Annotated in this window: 20 protein-coding genes; 14 read left to right on the top strand and 6 right to left on the bottom strand. The window is 34.8% G+C overall.

The annotated features are described in order from the left end of the window. The first annotated feature begins 58 nt into the window (after positions 1–58). From AC5YC8_RS04970 to AC5YC8_RS04945, 6 genes are all read left to right on the top strand, one after another. Entirely contained in the window at positions 59–244 is a 186-nt protein-coding gene (locus AC5YC8_RS04970) for a hypothetical protein (RefSeq protein ID WP_496116459.1), read from the top strand. 307 nt (positions 245–551) lie between these two features. Next, positions 552–1,067: an acyl-CoA thioesterase gene (locus AC5YC8_RS04965; RefSeq protein ID WP_496163769.1), complete on the top strand. Its 516-nt coding sequence runs from the start codon at positions 552–554 to the stop codon at positions 1,065–1,067. A gap of 130 nt (positions 1,068–1,197) precedes the next feature. Further along, positions 1,198–1,770, top strand: coding sequence for a TetR/AcrR family transcriptional regulator (locus tag AC5YC8_RS04960; RefSeq protein ID WP_496163768.1), 573 nt, complete (start codon positions 1,198–1,200; stop codon positions 1,768–1,770). A 13-nt stretch (positions 1,771–1,783) separates the two neighbouring features. Continuing rightward, on the top strand, positions 1,784–2,977 hold the full coding sequence (locus AC5YC8_RS04955; protein ID WP_496163767.1) for an MFS transporter: 1,194 nt from the start codon (positions 1,784–1,786) through the stop codon (positions 2,975–2,977). Positions 2,978–2,986: 9 nt separating this feature from the next. After that, entirely contained in the window at positions 2,987–3,877 is an 891-nt protein-coding gene (locus tag AC5YC8_RS04950) for a LysR substrate-binding domain-containing protein (protein WP_496163766.1), read from the top strand. 50 nt (positions 3,878–3,927) lie between these two features. Next, positions 3,928–4,641 carry a hypothetical protein gene (locus tag AC5YC8_RS04945; RefSeq protein ID WP_496163765.1) on the top strand — a complete coding sequence of 238 codons (714 nt, stop codon included), beginning with the start codon at positions 3,928–3,930 and terminating at the stop codon, positions 4,639–4,641. 44 nt (positions 4,642–4,685) lie between these two features. On the opposite strand, the gene AC5YC8_RS04940 is transcribed toward AC5YC8_RS04945, so the two are convergent. Both AC5YC8_RS04940 and AC5YC8_RS04935 read right to left on the bottom strand, forming a co-directional pair. Then, on the bottom strand, positions 4,686–6,311 hold the full coding sequence (locus AC5YC8_RS04940) for a bifunctional 3-(3-hydroxy-phenyl)propionate/3-hydroxycinnamic acid hydroxylase (protein ID WP_496163911.1): 1,626 nt from the start codon (positions 6,309–6,311) through the stop codon (positions 4,686–4,688). Positions 6,312–6,614: 303 nt separating this feature from the next. Continuing rightward, positions 6,615–6,788 (bottom strand): hypothetical protein, encoded by a 174-nt coding sequence (locus tag AC5YC8_RS04935; protein WP_496163764.1) that lies wholly within the window; start codon positions 6,786–6,788, stop codon positions 6,615–6,617. Positions 6,789–7,194: 406 nt separating this feature from the next. On the opposite strand from AC5YC8_RS04935, the gene AC5YC8_RS04930 reads away from it, so the two are divergent. From AC5YC8_RS04930 to AC5YC8_RS04915, 4 genes are all read left to right on the top strand, one after another. Then, positions 7,195–8,199 (top strand): CobW family GTP-binding protein, encoded by a 1,005-nt coding sequence (locus AC5YC8_RS04930; RefSeq protein WP_496163763.1) that lies wholly within the window; start codon positions 7,195–7,197, stop codon positions 8,197–8,199. A gap of 62 nt (positions 8,200–8,261) precedes the next feature. Continuing rightward, entirely contained in the window at positions 8,262–8,792 is a 531-nt protein-coding gene (locus AC5YC8_RS04925; RefSeq protein WP_496163762.1) for a YaeQ family protein, read from the top strand. 84 nt (positions 8,793–8,876) lie between these two features. Beyond that, positions 8,877–9,215 (top strand): FKBP-type peptidyl-prolyl cis-trans isomerase, encoded by a 339-nt coding sequence (locus AC5YC8_RS04920; protein ID WP_496116448.1) that lies wholly within the window; start codon positions 8,877–8,879, stop codon positions 9,213–9,215. A gap of 191 nt (positions 9,216–9,406) precedes the next feature. Beyond that, positions 9,407–9,883, top strand: coding sequence for a hypothetical protein (locus tag AC5YC8_RS04915; protein WP_496116447.1), 477 nt, complete (start codon positions 9,407–9,409; stop codon positions 9,881–9,883). Positions 9,884–9,930: 47 nt separating this feature from the next. Here AC5YC8_RS04915 and AC5YC8_RS04910 read toward each other — a convergent pair whose 3' ends face one another. Continuing rightward, positions 9,931–10,809: an alpha/beta hydrolase family protein gene (locus AC5YC8_RS04910; RefSeq protein WP_496163761.1), complete on the bottom strand. Its 879-nt coding sequence runs from the start codon at positions 10,807–10,809 to the stop codon at positions 9,931–9,933. A gap of 168 nt (positions 10,810–10,977) precedes the next feature. On the opposite strand from AC5YC8_RS04910, the gene pnuC reads away from it, so the two are divergent. Together pnuC and AC5YC8_RS04900 are read left to right on the top strand one after the other, a co-directional pair. After that, positions 10,978–11,556, top strand: coding sequence for a nicotinamide riboside transporter PnuC (pnuC, locus tag AC5YC8_RS04905; protein WP_496163760.1), 579 nt, complete (start codon positions 10,978–10,980; stop codon positions 11,554–11,556). A gap of 13 nt (positions 11,557–11,569) precedes the next feature. Further along, complete coding sequence (locus AC5YC8_RS04900; RefSeq protein WP_496163759.1) at positions 11,570–11,836, top strand: hypothetical protein; 267 nt, start codon at positions 11,570–11,572, stop codon at positions 11,834–11,836. On the opposite strand, the gene AC5YC8_RS04895 is transcribed toward AC5YC8_RS04900, so the two are convergent. Continuing rightward, a complete protein-coding gene (locus AC5YC8_RS04895; protein WP_496163758.1) occupies positions 11,833–12,852 on the bottom strand; it encodes a GGDEF domain-containing protein in 1,020 nt (339 codons plus the stop codon). The two genes, AC5YC8_RS04900 and AC5YC8_RS04895, sit on opposite strands and share 4 nt — an antisense overlap. Positions 12,853–13,154: 302 nt before the next feature. Between AC5YC8_RS04895 and def the strand changes: the two genes are divergently transcribed. Then, positions 13,155–13,649, top strand: coding sequence for a peptide deformylase (gene def, locus AC5YC8_RS04890; protein ID WP_496163757.1), 495 nt, complete (start codon positions 13,155–13,157; stop codon positions 13,647–13,649). A 57-nt stretch (positions 13,650–13,706) separates the two neighbouring features. Here the strand turns inward: def and dhaK are convergent, their stop codons facing one another. Then, positions 13,707–15,437 (bottom strand): dihydroxyacetone kinase subunit DhaK, encoded by a 1,731-nt coding sequence (dhaK, locus tag AC5YC8_RS04885; RefSeq protein ID WP_496163756.1) that lies wholly within the window; start codon positions 15,435–15,437, stop codon positions 13,707–13,709. Positions 15,438–15,735: 298 nt separating this feature from the next. Here dhaK and AC5YC8_RS04880 point away from each other — a divergent pair, with 298 nt between their 5' ends. Continuing rightward, on the top strand, positions 15,736–16,110 hold the full coding sequence (locus tag AC5YC8_RS04880) for an endonuclease domain-containing protein (RefSeq protein ID WP_496163755.1): 375 nt from the start codon (positions 15,736–15,738) through the stop codon (positions 16,108–16,110). A gap of 93 nt (positions 16,111–16,203) precedes the next feature. On the opposite strand, the gene AC5YC8_RS04875 is transcribed toward AC5YC8_RS04880, so the two are convergent. Continuing rightward, positions 16,204–17,361: a hypothetical protein gene (locus tag AC5YC8_RS04875; RefSeq protein WP_496163754.1), complete on the bottom strand. Its 1,158-nt coding sequence runs from the start codon at positions 17,359–17,361 to the stop codon at positions 16,204–16,206. Between the last annotated feature and the right edge of the window lie 154 nt (positions 17,362–17,515).

Below are 17,515 nucleotides of genomic sequence, written 5' to 3'. Positions count from 1 at the left end.
ATGGATGTTTATAATTTTTAATTTCAAAGATATTGGATAATCAATAACAGGATGATTTATGAATAAAATTGGTATTGGTTCAGATGTGATGATGGCAACGATAGAAAATGTTGTGTTTACAGTAATTAATAAAAATGTTGACGGTTCATTTGAAATAGAAGCAATTTTGGATGGAAAAAATATAATTAAATATGGAAACATTGCACAGGAGATGTTGAGACTTGTACCTAGAGCAATCAAGTAGTTTTAAATTTATCCAATGAATTCGGTAGATAGGATAATTTACCGAATGCATTGCTAAATGTTTCTTTTTTGTATTTTAAAAACTATTGAATATTATGTTTTTTTGTTTTATTCAATAAAAAAAATTACGGAAACAATAAATTAAAACGATAGGCGAGTAAATTATTATACATTTTTGTGAATGATGTACTAATCATTATAAAAAATAATGATGACATTTTTAGATAAGCAAACGGAAAAATGATTAAAAAAAGCGATATAATATTATTCACATATCTTATTGTCTTTAAAAGAGTCTAGAGAACGTAATGTCCCCATTAGATCAAATTGCCCCAATATTAGAAGATCAGTCTGAGCTTACAATGTCAGTTTTAATGACACCAGACATGGCAAACTTTTCAGGTAATGTTCATGGTGGAACAATTTTAAAATTACTCGATCAGGTAGCGTACGCATGTGCAAGCCGTTATTCGGGTAGTTATGTTGTTACGCTTTCTGTAGATAAAGTAACGTTTAAAGAACCTATTCATGTGGGTGAAATGGTGACATTCCTTGCAAGTGTCAATCATGTTGGTCGTACTTCTATGGAAATTGGTATTCGTGTAGAAGCGCAAAATATTCAAAAGCGTACAGTACGTCATACAAACAGCTGCTATTTCACAATGGTTGCTGTAGATGAAGTAGGAAAACCAAAACAAATTCCTGCACTAAATTTAGATAATGATTGGAAACGTTGCCGTTTTGAGTCGGCAGAGCATCGTAAGGTTGCTCGTCTTCAAGAAAGTCATCATCCTTCTTGCAGTATTTATAAAAAAGCACGTTAAGTTTTACGTGGTAAGAAAAGGCTCCTTAAAGGAGTCTTTTTTTATGGGAAAATATGTATACACCTTAAGTTGTATAGAGGCATATAGTTTGAATACTATAAAATAAAACGATACGTATCGTTTTGTGGTGATGCACATGGAAGAAAAGTGTTCGCGTAAACAGCATGAAATTTTGAATGCTGTTATTGAAGCGCTAGAAGAAATGGAATATACAAAGCTGACTATTGAAGATGTTGCAGCCCGAGCAGGGGTAGGTAAATCAACAATATACCGTTGGTGGAAGCACAAATCTGATTTAGTTTTTTCAGCATTTGGTTATAAAACAGAATCAGTTTTTGATTTAGATTTTGATCAGTCTTTAACATTTAATTTGCAGCAACAACTTCTTAAATTGAGCCACGCATTAAGCCAAGGGGTTGGTCGTGCCTTATTGGTGGTTATGGCAGAACATCGAAAATCTGCCGGGAAGTTTTTCCAACAATATTTATTGCCACGCCGTGAACAAGTGAGGAAACTGCTTCAACATTCGATAGCGCGTAATGAAATTATTGCGGATTATTCATTTGAACTGATGCTCGATAGTTTGTATGCACCTTTGCATTATCAAATTATCTTTTTTAATAAAATTCCAGATGAAGTCTATATTTCAGAATTAGTCGATTTTGTGTTAAGTCCAATATTGATTAAAAACGCTGCTGAGTAATGGGATAAAAATAATGAACGATACTACTCAGCAACAGTTGTGGAATAAATCATTTATCTTATGTGTATTTAATAATCTATTTCTATTTACCTATTATTTTGCATTACTTGCTGTTTTACCCATTTATATTATGAAAGATTTGGGTGGAACAATTGAGCAAGCAGGTTTAGCACTTACATTATTTCTTGTTTCATCTATATCTATTCGACCATTTTCAGGGTTAATTAGCCAAAAACTAGGGAAAAAACTCACATTTAGAGGTTCGGAGTTGCTCTTTGTATTATTCGCTTTGAGTTATATCTGGATTGATAGTATGTGGTCTTTATTACTTGTGCGTTTTTTACATGGGTTTTGGTTCAGTATATTAACGACAGTTACTGTTCCTATTGCAAATGACTTCATTCCTGAGCACCGTAAAGGTGAGGGTATGGGATATTTTGTAATGTCGACCAACCTTGGTGTTGTGATTGGACCATTAATTGCCTTAACTGTTATTCAATATGCAAGTTTTAATACCTTATTCGCATTGTTGTCCATTTTAATGGCGGTAGGTTTTATTTTTTGTTTAATGCTAAAAATACCTGAACAGCCTTATGAAGTTAAAGATATTCAAGTAAAGCAAAAGCTTAACTTGCATGACATTGTAGAAACGAAAGTTATTCCTGTTGGATTAGTGGCTTTACTTACAGCCTTAACTTATTCAAGTATTTTAAGCTTTATTACAGCTTACAGTGAAAGTAAAAATCTCTTTGAATACGCGAGTATTTTCTTCATTGTTTTTGCAGTTTCTATGATTGTTGTTCGTCCATTTGTAGGCAAGATGTTTGACCGTAAAGGGCCAAGTGCAGTGATGTACCCGTCATTCATTTTTTTTGCGATAGGCATGGTTATTGTCAGTTTTGTGAATAATCAATGGACACTTTGGTTATCTGCGGTATTTATTGGAATAGGTTATGGGACATTGTTTCCATGTTTACAGACAGTTGCTATTCAAAGTGTTCCTAAAATGCGAATGGGACATGCAATTTCTACATTCTTCACTTTATTTGATATTGGCTTGGCTGTTGGTTCAGTCATTATGGGAATCTTCATTTCTTGGATGGGTTTTCAAAATACATTTTTACTCTGTAGCGTGATTATTGTTTTAACGTTATTGGTTTACAGAGCTACCGTTGCACCTGCACTCCGTCAAAAACAAAGTGCATAGGAGATATACATGGAATTACGACACTTACGATATTTTGTTGCTGTTGCAGAAGAGTTGAACTTTACTAAAGCTGCACAACGTATGTGTACTGTACAACCTTCATTAAGTCAGCAAATTAAAGATTTAGAGCATGAAGTTGGTGTGCAATTGTTAGTTCGTACTAATAGAAAAGTGGAGCTAACAGCAGAAGGGCAAGCTTTTTTAAAGCAAGCTTTACTTTCACTTGAACATGCAGAGCAAGCCATTGAAGATGCACGTAAAGTGGCGAAAAAGAATGATTTACAGCTGAATATCGGCTTTGTGCCCGTAGCGGAAATGAAGGTGTTTCCTTATATTATGCCGAATATTCGTGCTCAGTTCCCTGATTTGAATATTCATTTTCATAGTCAAACCGATGCAGATCAGTTTAAAGCCTTAAAAAAAGGGAATTTAGATATTGCCTTTACTCGCTATGTGGATGATTCCGAAGATTTAGAATTTGTGGAAATATTTAGAGAGCCTTTGGCTTTAATTGTTCCTAAAGATTCACCTGTTGCTGCACAAAAAAGCGTAAGTATTAAGAGTTTTAACCAGCAAAAATTTGTGATTAGTGATGAAGGTGCATCGCCTCAATTACATAAAATTATTCAGGACTTTTTCAAAAAGTCTAAATTGAATGTAAATGTGGTTCAGCATTCAACGAATATTTTATTGAATGTAAATTTAGTTGGAATGGGGGTTGGTTGGAGTTTGGTGCCTGCTTATGTGATTCCACTTTTGGGCGATAAAATTGTGGTGAAAAATACCATTGAGCCTTTGCCGATGATTGAGCTGTATGCGAGTTATCCGAAAGGGCAAAAAAATGCTGCGATTGATTTGATTTTAAAAGTGCTAAAAGATCAGTTTTATTTAGGTTTTTAATGAAAGTTGTTGTAAATTAAAGGAATAGCATAATTGTTGTTCCTTTTTTTATGAATATAAAAATATCAGAAAATTTTAATTTGACTCTGTTTGAGTTTGTTACAGTACTTTATTTCATTTGTTTAGCATTTGCATACTGGATAAAAATTTTAGTTTTTCAAGAACTTAATTTAGCATGGGTCGTCGGTAATTTATCACCAATTTATATTATAGTTTTTTCAGTTCAAATTTTAGTATCTGTAACTTTAGGTGGAATAGTTGCTTCTTTTATACCTAATACAAGCGCATTTGGGGCTAGTTTTTTCACCTTACTTTTAGCTTTTGTTTATAGCGTAGTCTTATATTTTTTTTACTTTGATTTGGCTCAATTCTTTGGAACGTATAAAGACCATCTTATAAATTTATTAGTCTTATTGATGACAACTTTTTATGCTCTGAATTTTAAAATTCACCAAAACCTTGCTGAACAAAATATTTTATACAATGAAAAGACTTCCTCGAAAATTAAAAATAATATTCCTATAGGGTATATCATTTGCGTGATAGGTTTTTTTACAATACCTTCATTAATTTCAAAATTTGAGAAAGATAAGATAATAAAAAGACCTGATTTATTTTTCTCTATTGTTCAGATGAAAGACAATAAAGAAAAATGGTATTTAATTGAAATGATTGGTGATAAAGCATTATTGAAATTAGACTCAAATGCTGAAAAATATAAATTAGTTGAATATAAAGATATTGAGCTGATTTCTACTAATTAAAAAAAAACCACGCATTTGCGTGGTTTTTTATGATGAAGCCTAACTTAGCTTACATGCATTTTAGAGAACAAAGCTTGGCTTGTACGTTCCAGTGTTTGCGGAATCGCAAGCGCAGCAACGAAACGGTCAGGGCGTAAAATAACCACAGATTCTTCAGTTTTACCAAACCAAGTACGAATATCTGTACCTATGTCACCAATCGTAATCACATTTTCAAACTTTTGGCGTTTATCATTGCCCAATTGAACAGCAGGAATCACTTGAATGAATTTCACACCCAGTTTTTGCCATTGTTTCATCGTGCTTTCTGAAAGACCCCATTTCGGATCTACACCCCAAGCTACAATCGCAAAATCATTACCAATCACTTCATCAAGCAATACTGTTTGACCAGACTCTAACTTAACTTCAGGTTGAATAAACATTTTGCCTACAGGAGATGTTTTCTTCGCTTGAGGAAGTAAAGCACCATCGTTGTATTGAGGCATTGGTTTAAAACGCATTTCCAATAAATACTGTTTAATTGGTTTAATGTAGTTCAAGGCGTATGCAATGCCATCACGTACAACACCATGCCATTTTTTAGGTGGCGCAAGTACATGACCTGCCATCACTGAAAGATCAATCATGGCTTTAGCATGATCTTTACGTTCAACCTGATAGCTGTCTAATAAATCAGGGCTCGCTTTACCTTGAACAACGAGTGCCATTTTCCAAGCAAGGTTAAAGGCATCACGCATACCACTGTTATAACCTTGACCTTGCCATACAGGCATAATGTGTGCGGCATCGCCTGCAAGTAAAATACGATCTACACGGAATTTGTCTGCAATACGCGCGTTGTGTGTGTAAACACGTTGTCGAATCACTTCAATACCATCAGAATCTGGCAATACTTTAGAAAGCAATTTTGCAATGTTTTCTGGTTTGCTTAACTCTTCTTGAGTTTCACCTGGCATCACCATAAATTCGAAACGACGGATACCGTGTGGTAGTGCAGCCGAAACGTATGGACGAACAGGGTCACAACACAAATAAATATGTGGTGTTGCCAGAGGATCATTTTCAATATCAATAACAATCCATTGGTTTGGTGCAGTTTTACCATCGAAACCAATGTCTAAAGTACGACGTACAATCGAGTTGCCGCCATCACATGCAATTAAATATTTTGCACGAATGATTTCTTCTTGTTGATCTTTAGTTTGAATGTTTAAAGTCACGCCTTGAGCATCTTGAGTGAACTCAGTTAAGTTACGTGAAAATAAAACTTCAGTTTTTTCGTATTGTTTTAAGCCATTGAGTAATACGTTATCTACTTGAGGCTGAATAAACGCATTACGACGTGAGAAACCAAACTCACGTGTTAATGGTTGAATATCTGCAAAGCAATGACCCTTTGGTGTAAGGAAACGCATGGCATGGTTTGGTGTTGTATGAGGAAGTACTTGATCAACCAAACCTAAAGATTGAATAGTTCTTAACGACTCATCATCAATACCAATTGCACGTGGGTAGTCAATTAATTGATCTAGTTGTTCAATAACAGTGACTTGAACACCTTGTTTGCTCAAATAATTGGCAATAGTCAGACCAACTGGGCCAGCCCCTAAAATTGCAACGTCAGTGTTGTAATTTGTTTTATGTGCCATAGCGAATTTCCGTTCCATCATGAATCAAATCATTGGTGCTATTAACGAGTATTCGCTTGGAATGAACAAGCTAGGCGATAGTGTAAAACTTGGGTGTATTCGGTAAATGAAAAATCTTTGATGTTTTTTAACTCATTGATAATTATTGTAATAAATAAATTTTGAAATTGAATAATATAATCAAATGATCATTTCTTTCTATCATTAAAGTGATTAGACATAAAAAAATAGCTGAATTGATATCAATTCAGCTATTTAAAATTTCTTATTTAAGTCTAAAACTAAATTGAACTTAATGAAGAAAGGAGCACTCAAAAATAATTATTGAGCAGCAGCTTCAGAAGTTGCAACTTCAGATGCAGCAACCTCAGAAGACGCTTGGTCTTGAACTACAACTTGTTCAGATTGTTGAGACGGTGTTTGTACTTCAGCTGCGAAAGTAGTAGCGGCAGCAGCAGCGATAGTTGTAGCAAGTAAAATTTGAGTAAGTTTCATTTTGGCAACCTTATTTAATATAAATATATAAGCAACATCTACCATCACATAGATATTGAGTTCGCTTATGCTAGTTTGCGATTGTATTTTGAGCAATAAAAGCAACAAAGCGAAACACTCCTATTAACCTAGTAAATACATAAGGTCTAAATTTGTCTTTTTCTTGTTATATTGTGGGTAAAAAATATTCATCACTTGTTTGGAAATATGTATTTTTGGTTGAAAAATAATCTTTGTTTTAATGTAAATAATACAAACTTACATTCTATATTTAAGAAATATGTTTAGTGCTATGTAATTTTTTATTACTACTTCAGTGTTTGTGTATGTTGAAATTTAAAATTGTGATTGAACTCTAACTTTTTCTTGGTAGCATGGAAAAATTGCGATTTAAAGTGAGTATGTTTTGAAATTAATTGCCCCAGCTCAAGCTATTCCTACTCATATTATTTCGGGTTTTCTCGGTGCGGGTAAAACGACAATATTACAAAATTTACTGCGTCAAAAACCTGTAGGCGAAATGTGGGCGGTGCTCATGAATGAGTTTGGTCAAATAGGAATAGATCAACAGCTCATGCCACAAACGGAGGGGTATGCTGTTCAAGAACTTTTGGGTGGATGTTTGTGTTGCAGTAGTCAACTGCCTATGCAAATTTCATTGTCACGACTCATTTCTGAAAATAAAGTTGATCGATTGTTTATTGAACCGACTGGCTTAGGGCATCCTGCACAATTATTAGAACAGTTAACAGAGCCACATTGGTTACAACATTTAAGTATGCGAAGTTTGATTACCGTTGTGGATGGTTCACGTTTGCACGATACAGAATGGACAACGCAAAACTTGTATCAAGATCAGTTGAAAGTTGCACAAGTGGTGGCAATTTCACATCAAGATTTAATGTTAGAAGCCGATTTCTTAGCTTTAGAAACTTTGAAGAAAGAATATGAAGCCTATCAGCAAAAATGGCTCTTAATTTCTCAAGGTGAATTAAAATTACTGGATGTAGATCAGTTATATACGGGCAGTAAACGTCTGGTTCAGCCTTTGTTGAAAATACAAAAAACATTAGCTTCTGATGAAAAGCCTGTGATTAAGCAATTGCCATATCATTATGTAGAAAGTGCACAAGGCTATAGCGTTGCAGGTTGGAAAATGCCAAAAAGTTGGACATTCAATTTTTATGATGTGCTTGATTTATTGTGTGAACAAAAAGATTGGCTTCGAATTAAAGCGGTATTTAATACAGATCAGGGTTGGAAAGCATTTAATTTTAATCCCAATCAATTTAATTATCAGACTACACAAGAAGGCATAGATAGCCGTATAGAAATTATTTATCAAAATGAACAAGATTGGTTAAGTTTTGAAGAAGCACTTTTTCAGTGCCGTATTGAGCAGACAGGATAAAACTTCTTCTGCAAAAATAGTTGAAATCTTATATGCTAGGCGCCAAATTTGAGGAAAATTTCATGGCGCTTAAAGCAACAATTTATAAAGCAGATTTAAACATTGCCAATATGGATGTTCATCAATATGGTGACTATCAATTGACAATGGCTTTACATCCATCTGAAACCATTGAGCGTTTAATGGTACGTATTTTGGCGTATGCTCGTTTTGCCGATGAAGCTTTAGAATTCACGAAAGATTTATTTGAAACAGATGAACCTGCGCTTTGGGAAAAAGACTTAACAGGTCAGCTGACAAAATGGATTGAAGTGGGTAGCCCAGACGAAGATAAAGTAAAAAAGGCAAGTGCACGTTGTAAAGAAGTTGCAGTTGTAACCTATGGTTCATCTGTAGATGAATGGTACAAACGTAATAGCAAACTTAAAACATTAAAAAATGTTCAAGTTTGGCAGTTATCACCTGCTACAACAGAAGCGATACAAGCCCTTTGTGAACGCACAATGCAGTTGCAGTTAAATGTGATGGATGGTGAGTGGACTTTAATTGGTGATAATGCTCAAGCCGTGATTGAGTGGACGCAGTTGCAATAAGCATTTGATCTGCTACTAGAGAATATCTCTTGTAGAATTCCTTTATAATTTGAAATATTGAAATTTGGCTGATAGGTGAATATCGTGACGACAGAATTAGAAATTATTGAACTTGTAGAAGGCACAGGTAAAGAGGCAGTTAAAGGTGCATTGATTACAACGCATTACACGGGTTGGTTGGAAGATGGTACAAAGTTCGATTCTTCAATAGATCGTGGTAATTACTTTGAAACGGTCATTGGTACTGGTCGTGTTATTAAAGGTTGGGATCAAGGAATTATGGGCATGAAAGTGGGTGGGAAACGTAAGTTAATCGTTCCATCACATTTAGCATATGGTTCACGTAAGATGGGTAATGTGATTCCTGCCAATTCAAACTTGATTTTTGAAATTGAATTATTTGATGTTAAAACACGTGACTAATTGGTGTTGATGTCTTTGAAGAAGGCAATATAAGTTGCCTTCTTCAATATAAAAAAGAATGAAAACTAAGGTTTAAATATTTTATAAAATAAAACCAGTATTTCTAATTTATAAATGATGTTTTTTTATTTTTTGATATAAATAATGTACAGTAAGGGTGTAAGCCGTGAATACAAATCGTGGGTGCGCTTATGGTTAAATTTCTAATTTTTCTTGTTTTGATTATAGCTATTTTTGCTTTTTGGAAAGTGTTTTGCAAAATAAAAATCAATCAAGCTTTTAAATCTAAATACTTTGCAAAATTAAACTCTGTCAAAGTTTCGATAACAAAAGCAACCACAAACACGCCTAAAGAAATTGTGGAAGTTGTAGATGAATATGAACAACAACTTTTTGATGATGTTGCAAGCATATTTCTAGAATCTAAAACTCATGAAATGAATAAAGATTATGCGGGAGATATTCAAAAAAATGTTTTGAGTAAGATGCCCATTCAAACACAAACAAATGTACGCAATTTAGATTTAGAAGAGTGGTCTATTTATTGGGGATTTTATCATCAGTCCTTAGAATATTATGTGGGGCGCTATGGAGTGTTTATTACTCATGTAGATAGAGATGGTAAAGAGCATCAATATAGCTATCGTCTTCCTGAGTCTCATGAGTGAAAAATGATAGCGTGTAGAGTTTTTATAAATACATAAGATTCAATAATTCAAATTAGTGTATCAAAAGTATCGAAAATTTCTTGCCAGATTTTTTCTGAGCCTTTTCTAAAATAGCCCATGTGTCCAATTTCTTTTAAATCATATTGTTGTGGTGTGAGATCAATATAATGCATAGGGGCTTGCGTATAATGCTGCATAAAAGCATGGCGAGATTTAGGTAGTGCCCATGCATCATCTAGTGCTGAAACGGCATAAATAGGTGTTTTAATTTGAGCATAAACATCGTGTAAATATTGATGTTCAGGATCTCCGAAGCAATAGGTTGGATTGTTACACCATTTTCGCCATTGTTGATACACATGCTTGGGTAGGTCTGCACCCATTTTGAATTTACTCCATGGTAAATAGCCTGAAACCGCGACCATAGGAGGGAAAACAATATTCCAAATGACTTGAACTTTAATACGCTCACTTAAAGGCATATAGCCATGCCAGCCAGCACCAGTACCAAAGCAGTACATTGCTTTTATAAGATGATGATTGGATGCTAAACCTAAAGCTTGACCACCATAAGAATGCCCAACCATAAAAATAGGTAAGTTAAACTGATTTAAGTAATCGATTGCGCCAGCTAAGTCAGATTTCCCCCAATCTAAATATGACATTTGAAAGTCTTTTAATGTTTTGGGAGCAGATTGAGCAACACCACGATAATCGAAACAAAGAACTTGGTAGCCTAAGCACATAGCATATTCAGCAAAACGTCGATAAAACGGCTGTGGTACACCTGTTGCACTTGCTATTACAACTTGTGCTTTAGCATTTAAAGGGGAGTAAAGTGTGCCAGCAAGCATATAGCCATCGAAAGCAGGAAACTGAATATTCTTAATTGAATCTGTAATAGAAAGAACAGCTTGCGTAGACATAAAGTATCCTTACTTAAGTTGGTTGGGCATCATGATGTTGTAATCAATCTTAAAAATGAAGTCAAAACTGGCAAGTTCACAAATGAATAAGATAAAAATTACATGAGAATACTTGAGATTCGAGCAAATAATTTCATAATGTGCCAAAAGAATGGAATCGATTAATTTATGTCTCCCTTAGAAATATTTGCGGTTGTTGTTAGTGTCATTGGTGTGGTGCTGACTATTCGTCGCCATATATGGTGCTGGGGTGTAAACCTTATTGCTTATATTGTGTATGGCTACTTATTTTTTGAATATAAGTTATATGGTGAAACCATTTTACAAATAGTCTTTGTATTTTTAGGAATGTACGGTTTTTATCATTGGTCAAAAACTAAAAAACAAGATGATGAAATTCGAATAGAACCTATTTCTCGGAATAAAATATTATTACATGTCGTAATAACAGCAGTAGGTGGGTTGGTATTTGGTTTAAGTTTGCATTATTTTACCGATGCGGCATTGCCATTATTAGACTCTCAATTGGCTGCTTTTAGTTTACTTGGCACATATTGGACAAGTCGAAAACATATCGCAACTTGGGTGCTTTGGGTGTTTGTCGATATTATTTATACAGGTATGTTTATATATAAAGACTTATATTTAACTGCGGTTTTATATGCTTCTTTTGTAGGATTAGCTGCTTGGGGATGGTATCAATGGTCGCAAGTACAGCAGAAGCAAAACGGTTTGGTGGTTGAATAAATAAGGATACGGCATGATTCTAGATTTTGATCAGTATAAAAAAGATCAGTTTTATGCTGTAGCTTTAAAGCTTCAGACACATCCTGAGCTGTATTTAAATTTTGATTCGGTTGCTGACTTTTATCAGGCAGACTTTTTAACTGAATTTCCTAAGGGCACAGTTTGGACTGCAACAGGCTTAGATGATGGTGCAGAGCAGTTTTATGCCAAAATTGAATTTAAGCAATGTTCCGTGAGTATATCTAAAACCGAAACAGTGACTGTAGATATAAAAACTTAAATCAAATGTACGGATGTAGAGATCGTTTGATTACGTCCTAAATTTTTAGCTCTATACAGTTGTGAGTCTGCTTCATTAAACGCATTTTCAAATTCTTTTGGATGACTAAAAAAGCTAAAACCAATACTTACATTAATATGGATCTCTTGAGTTTGAACAATAAGCGGAGTATTTTCAATGGTTTTACGAATTTTTTCTGCAATATTCAATGCGGTTTGATTTGTGATATCTTTTAAAATAATGACAAATTCTTCACCACCAATACGTGCAACTTCATCATAGCAACGTACATTTTTTCGCATAATATGGCTAACATGTTGCAAAGCTAAGTCACCAATTAAATGTCCATATTGATCATTCACACGTTTAAAGTGATCAAGGTCTATAACTAATATGGCATTAGATATGCTGTAATTTACATTGAAATGTTCAATTTTTTCTCTTAATGCGCGACGGTTGAGTAAGCCTGTAAGAGGATCAATATTACGTTCATGTTCAAGCTTTCGTATTGAGTCGAGAATAGAACATGATGCGAGTAAAGCAAAAAGCAGAGAAGTAAAAAATAAAATCAAAAATTGTGAGCTAGCCCAAATGATTTGTAATTGATCTACACTTTTTTCAAGCCGAATAATAGAAACAAGAATAAGTGCACGTATTAAAACAGCAAAAATTGACCCACATAAACATAATTTAAGTAAGCGATCTAAAATATGCGGATGCTTCGTTTGTATAAACTTAAGACCATTGTTGAATAAAATGGCCATGGTTGTGAGCGCAACGATACTAAAACGTACAGCAATATTTTGTTCGATATATGAATAGTAGCTAATTATACTAATAGATAAAATAATTGAGCCAATAATCACATTCCATTTTGTAGGAATATTTAACCGTAAATAAACAGCATGAGTACACAATACAATACTGATTAAAAATAAGAGTGCCACAAGTGGGGCAATCATATAAATGTCTTCAGGAAGTAATGCTGTTTGTAATATTTGAGCACAAGCTGACACAAAAATTGCAGCAGAAAACCAGACTATTTCAATGGATACCAATTTCTTTGAACGTAGTACAAAAACAAGTAACGATACCGTCAAAAAAAAGAGGGGAATCAAAAGGCTGAAATAATTTAATCCATTAAATATCATGGGGAAATTACATGTGAAATTTTAAGCATTATATCAATGGTTATATTATTTATGTTTTTACTCTGCAGTAAAAGGAATGGTATTTTTTAATGGTTTTAATTTGAAAAAGTGATAATTTTATAATCTATTATCTTCATTGAATTTTGCGATTTATTGAGCAATTGTTTATGACTGAAATTTTAAAAGTTGCCCAAAAAGGCGAAGCTATTTTAGCTTTATGCGCGACTGAAGTAAGTATGCAAGAATTTGGTTCAAAGTGGTTGACTACACTTGCAGATGCCATGCACGTTACTATGCTTGCACGAAATGGTGTTGGTATCGCAGCGCCGCAAGTTTATATTTCACGCCGTGTGATTATTGTGGCTTCTAGACCCAATATTCGTTATCCAGATGCACCTGAAATGGATGCAATTGTGATGATTAACCCTGAAATTATTCAGCGTTCAGATGCACAAGTATTCGGTGAAGAAGGCTGTTTGAGTGTGCCAAATGAAAGAGGGCAAGTCGCACGTGCAAAAGTGATTCGTGTGAGCTATCAAACGTTAACGGGCGAGAGTATAGAACAAGACTTTTCAGGTTTTCCTGCGCGTATTGTGCAACATGAAATAGATCATTTAGATGGGGTTTTGTTTGTTGAGCGATTAAGTGATGTAAGTGAATGATCATTTAAAATTAAATAAAAAAGCCTCGACATTATCGAGGCTTTTTCAATTTATAGCTTACTTAATATGATTGGCAATATCGGTAAAGATTACGCCTAAACCATGTGCACCCGCATCAGGATAGCCTAAGCTACGATCGCCTACAGTTCCTGCACGTCCCATACGTGCTACTATTTCCTTGGTCGATTCAGCACCTTGAACAGCCGCGTGTGCACCCAATACAAAGTTTTCTTTAAACGATTTATCTGTATTTGCAGACCAAGAATCTGCACATGGTACAAGCGCATCAATTAAGGTTTTATCTCCAACCACAGCACCACGACCAAATGAGCGTTCACCTGTAACTTGAATGCCTTTAACCGCATTTTGTAAAAGATGGGCAAAATCGGCAACAGTTAAAGTATTTTTCCCTTTGATTGCTTTACTTGCAGCACGGAAAGCTGAACCCCAAATTGGGCCTGAAGCACCGCCACAATGTTCCATAATAATCATTGAACAATTTAATAAAAAATCATCCATTTTTTCGGCTTGTAATAATTCGTGCCATTGGCGTTTAAGTTGTTTAAAACCTTTTGCCACGCTCATACCAAAATCGCCATCACCCGCATGGGCATCGAGTTCACAGAATGGCACTTCATTTTTAATGATACATGCTGCCATAACATCTACAACATAGCGCATGTTTTCAATGGTGAATTGTTCATTGCTAATCATCGCATGTTCAGGATGTGTTTCTACATCTGTATTTACAGTATGTGCAACGCTTTCATCTTTCTTAGAAAATTCGAAAGGTAGAGCAGGTGATCCATCCATTTTAAATGCAGGCGTATTTGCTTCTGCATCTAAATATGTTTTGAGTTCATCATCTAATGCAAGAAGTGAAACAGAAGCGCCGTTCATGTCGATGCTGGTCATGTAGTTGCCAACAAATGTACGATAAATTTTGATGCCTTTGCTTGCAAGATGCTCACAAACATCGTTGTTAAATACATAAAGTTCTTGTAATGGCGTAGTTCCAAAACCATTCACCAATACAGCAACTTCCGAAAGGTTCGGGCGGTCTAGGAATAAATCATCGACAATACGTTGAGCAAGTTCTTTAGACGGTAAGATTTTTTCACGACGAATACCAGGTTCACCGTGGATACCCACGCCGTATTCCATTTCGTCATCTGCCAAAGTAAATGTTGGCGTGCCTTTGGCAGGGACGGTACATGAGCTATAAGCGAAACCTAAGCTAATCACGTTATCCGCAACTTTTTGTGCGACAGTTTTTACATCTTGAAGTTCTAAGCCTTTTGACGCTGCTGCACCTGCAATTTTGTGAACGAATACTGTGCCTGCAACACCACGGCGACCGACCGTATAAAGGCTATCTTTTACCGCAATATCATCGGCAACTTTTACATAATCGACTTGAATACCATCATCTGTTGCAAGTGCTGCACCGTTCTGAAAATTCATCATATCGCCAGAATAGTTTTTGATGATCATCAACACGCCTTTGTCAGTTGCAACGTGTTGTAGGGCTTTATAGACCTGAATTTGCGATGGTGATGCAAATACATCACCACAAACGGCTGCATCTAACATACCTGTTCCAACAAAGCCTGCATGTGCAGGTTCATGACCGCTACCACCGCCACTGATGAGTGCGACATTTTGGTGTTTCTGTTTTCTTGAAACAATTTTGTATGATTCGTTGAATGCGAGTTCTGGATGTGCAAGTACGAAACCTTTGTACATTTCAATAACGATGTTTTCTGCACCGTTCATGAGTTTTTTCATAGAAACACCAGTAGTCTTTTATTGGGGGAGATTAATAGTTAATTGTTATTATAAAACGGATTTATTCACTAAGTGGTAAAAAAGTTGGCGGATAGTATTGGTGATTTATTTAGTTAAAAGTAGTGTTTGGTTGAAGTCTATTAAAATTTGATTCTTAATCCCTCCTTGCGAAGCAGTGCTTCTCACCCTTTAAAAAGAGAGGAGTGGTCACGTAATTAATTTGATACGTGGAAATTTCTCTTTTCTCTTGTGCCATATATGGTTCAGGGCTAGGTGATATTTATAAAAGAGAGTAAAAATGAAACCCTATAATAAAAACTTAAAACATGCTTCGCGTGACTTACGCAAGAACATGACTGATGCTGAAAAGTTGTTATGGTCACGACTTCGTAATAAGCAAATTCTAGGTTTGCAGTTTTATCGGCAAAAGCCAATTTTGAATTACATCGTAGATTTTTACTGTCCTGCTGTCAATTTGGTGATTGAGTGTGATGGTAGTCAGCACTTTACAGAAGAAGGATTGGAAGCAGACCGAATTCGGGATGAAGCTTTGTCTCAACTTGGATTAAAGGTACTGAGATTTGATAATGGGCAAGTGATGGGGCAGATTGATGGTGTGGTGGAAGAGGTTTATCAATGTTGTTTGGATCGGTTAGCTGATGAATCCCCCTAACCCCCCCTTTTTGCAAAGAGGGACTTCACGCGAATTTAATTGCGGTTATGAGGGCGCATAGTTCCTCCCTTTTTTAAAGGGAGGTTAGGAAGATTATATATTTTCATCTTTTTCAGATTTAAACATTCGGGAAAGAATCGTATCTTTCCATGCATTATTATCTTCCGATTCATCTTTTTTAAATGTAGCAGTAGACTTTGATAGAAGCCAATAAAAGGGAAACTCAGAATTTTGATGGCAGTGATTACAAATAAGTATACCCATCATGTACATCCGTAAAGAGTTTTCTTTACTAAGAAATATATTTTTTCCGCAATGAATACACTGTAAAAACTCTCCAAAAGCTTTTGCATAACTTTTAGTTAATAGCCTTTTTCTTCCATCTGTGAATAGATTTTCATAACAGCCTAAAGTGCTTAGGGTAATGTGTTGATAAGTGTTTTTATTTAAATTTACTAACTTTTGGAAACTTTCCAAAATGACGTGACTTGTGAAAGTCATTATATATGGAAGTGAGGTATAGACAGGCTTATATTGATCTAATTCATTTGGGTCATCAAAGATTGAGTTGATAAACATTCTCCCTGTTTTGAGAAAGTCACCTTGAGAAGTGATTAGATGTGTTGCTTGTTGGCATGGTATTTCTAAACTTAAAGGATGCTGTTTGGAGAAAATCATTTTATCGATCAGTTCAGCATCAAATAAATCGGGCAATGTTAATTTTGGAATTACTTCTGCGAATAATGTTTTTCTAATAGAGCTATGTTTATAAAAATTATTTAAGGATTTATCTGTTTCTTGTTCAAATAGTTCTATAAATTTTTCATAGTCGTTCAATAATAAACATATAAAGATCAAATTTTCTTTAAATGGTTTTCGAAGCAAACTATAAGCCACAGCAAACTTTCTGTTTTCAAAAGCTCTTAATGCTTCATATGTAAAATGAAGTAAGTCACTTGTTAATCCCATTAAAATTTTTGAAATTAAAAAATGATAATAAGGCGCATCAAATCCACCATCTCTACAAAATTGTAATATTTCAATTATATCTGCATTATGTTCAGGAAACTTCTCTGAGTATGCCTCTACTATTTTATCTATACCAATTTCATCAATTTGGCTTTGTTCATATTGCACTAACAAACTTGCACATTGATCATGTAGGAAGAAGATAAACTCATGTGTAGGTACATGTTGGTTAGGAATATTTTGAATGCTTTCGTAAGATAAATATCCGATGTAATTTTTCATAAAAATTGTAAAGTTATTTTTGATCTAATATATTAAAAAGAAGAATAATTTTCTATATTTAATCCCTCCCAACCTCCCTTTAAAAAAGGGAGGAGCTCTCACGTAATCAATTTGATACGCGAAAGTCCCCCTTTGAAAAAGGGGGATTTAGGGG

Source organism: Acinetobacter sp. FY731 (assembly GCF_059515905.1).
The sequence above is the reverse complement of the archived record's forward strand: the minus strand, read 5'-3'. Positions and strand labels throughout refer to the sequence as shown.

Bases quoted from the DNA above. Each gene is read 5' to 3' on its own strand.
- AC5YC8_RS04970 (WP_496116459.1), top strand. From the start codon at position 59: ATGAATAAAATTGGTATTGGTTCAGATGTGATGATGGCAACGATAGAA.
- AC5YC8_RS04965 (WP_496163769.1), top strand. From the start codon at position 552: ATGTCCCCATTAGATCAAATTGCCCCAATATTAGAAGATCAGTCTGAG.
- AC5YC8_RS04960 (WP_496163768.1), top strand. From the start codon at position 1,198: ATGCACATGGAAGAAAAGTGTTCGCGTAAACAGCATGAAATTTTGAAT.
- AC5YC8_RS04955 (WP_496163767.1), top strand. From the start codon at position 1,784: ATGAACGATACTACTCAGCAACAGTTGTGGAATAAATCATTTATCTTA.
- AC5YC8_RS04950 (WP_496163766.1), top strand. From the start codon at position 2,987: ATGGAATTACGACACTTACGATATTTTGTTGCTGTTGCAGAAGAGTTG.
- AC5YC8_RS04945 (WP_496163765.1), top strand. From the start codon at position 3,928: ATGAATATAAAAATATCAGAAAATTTTAATTTGACTCTGTTTGAGTTT.
- AC5YC8_RS04940 (WP_496163911.1), bottom strand. From the start codon at position 6,311: ATGGAACGGAAATTCGCTATGGCACATAAAACAAATTACAACACTGAC.
- AC5YC8_RS04935 (WP_496163764.1), bottom strand. From the start codon at position 6,788: ATGAAACTTACTCAAATTTTACTTGCTACAACTATCGCTGCTGCTGCC.
- AC5YC8_RS04925 (WP_496163762.1), top strand. From the start codon at position 8,262: ATGGCGCTTAAAGCAACAATTTATAAAGCAGATTTAAACATTGCCAAT.
- AC5YC8_RS04915 (WP_496116447.1), top strand. From the start codon at position 9,407: ATGGTTAAATTTCTAATTTTTCTTGTTTTGATTATAGCTATTTTTGCT.
- AC5YC8_RS04910 (WP_496163761.1), bottom strand. From the start codon at position 10,809: ATGTCTACGCAAGCTGTTCTTTCTATTACAGATTCAATTAAGAATATT.
- pnuC (WP_496163760.1), top strand. From the start codon at position 10,978: ATGTCTCCCTTAGAAATATTTGCGGTTGTTGTTAGTGTCATTGGTGTG.
- AC5YC8_RS04900 (WP_496163759.1), top strand. From the start codon at position 11,570: ATGATTCTAGATTTTGATCAGTATAAAAAAGATCAGTTTTATGCTGTA.
- def (WP_496163757.1), top strand. From the start codon at position 13,155: ATGACTGAAATTTTAAAAGTTGCCCAAAAAGGCGAAGCTATTTTAGCT.
- dhaK (WP_496163756.1), bottom strand. From the start codon at position 15,437: ATGAAAAAACTCATGAACGGTGCAGAAAACATCGTTATTGAAATGTAC.
- AC5YC8_RS04880 (WP_496163755.1), top strand. From the start codon at position 15,736: ATGAAACCCTATAATAAAAACTTAAAACATGCTTCGCGTGACTTACGC.
- AC5YC8_RS04875 (WP_496163754.1), bottom strand. From the start codon at position 17,361: ATGAAAAATTACATCGGATATTTATCTTACGAAAGCATTCAAAATATT.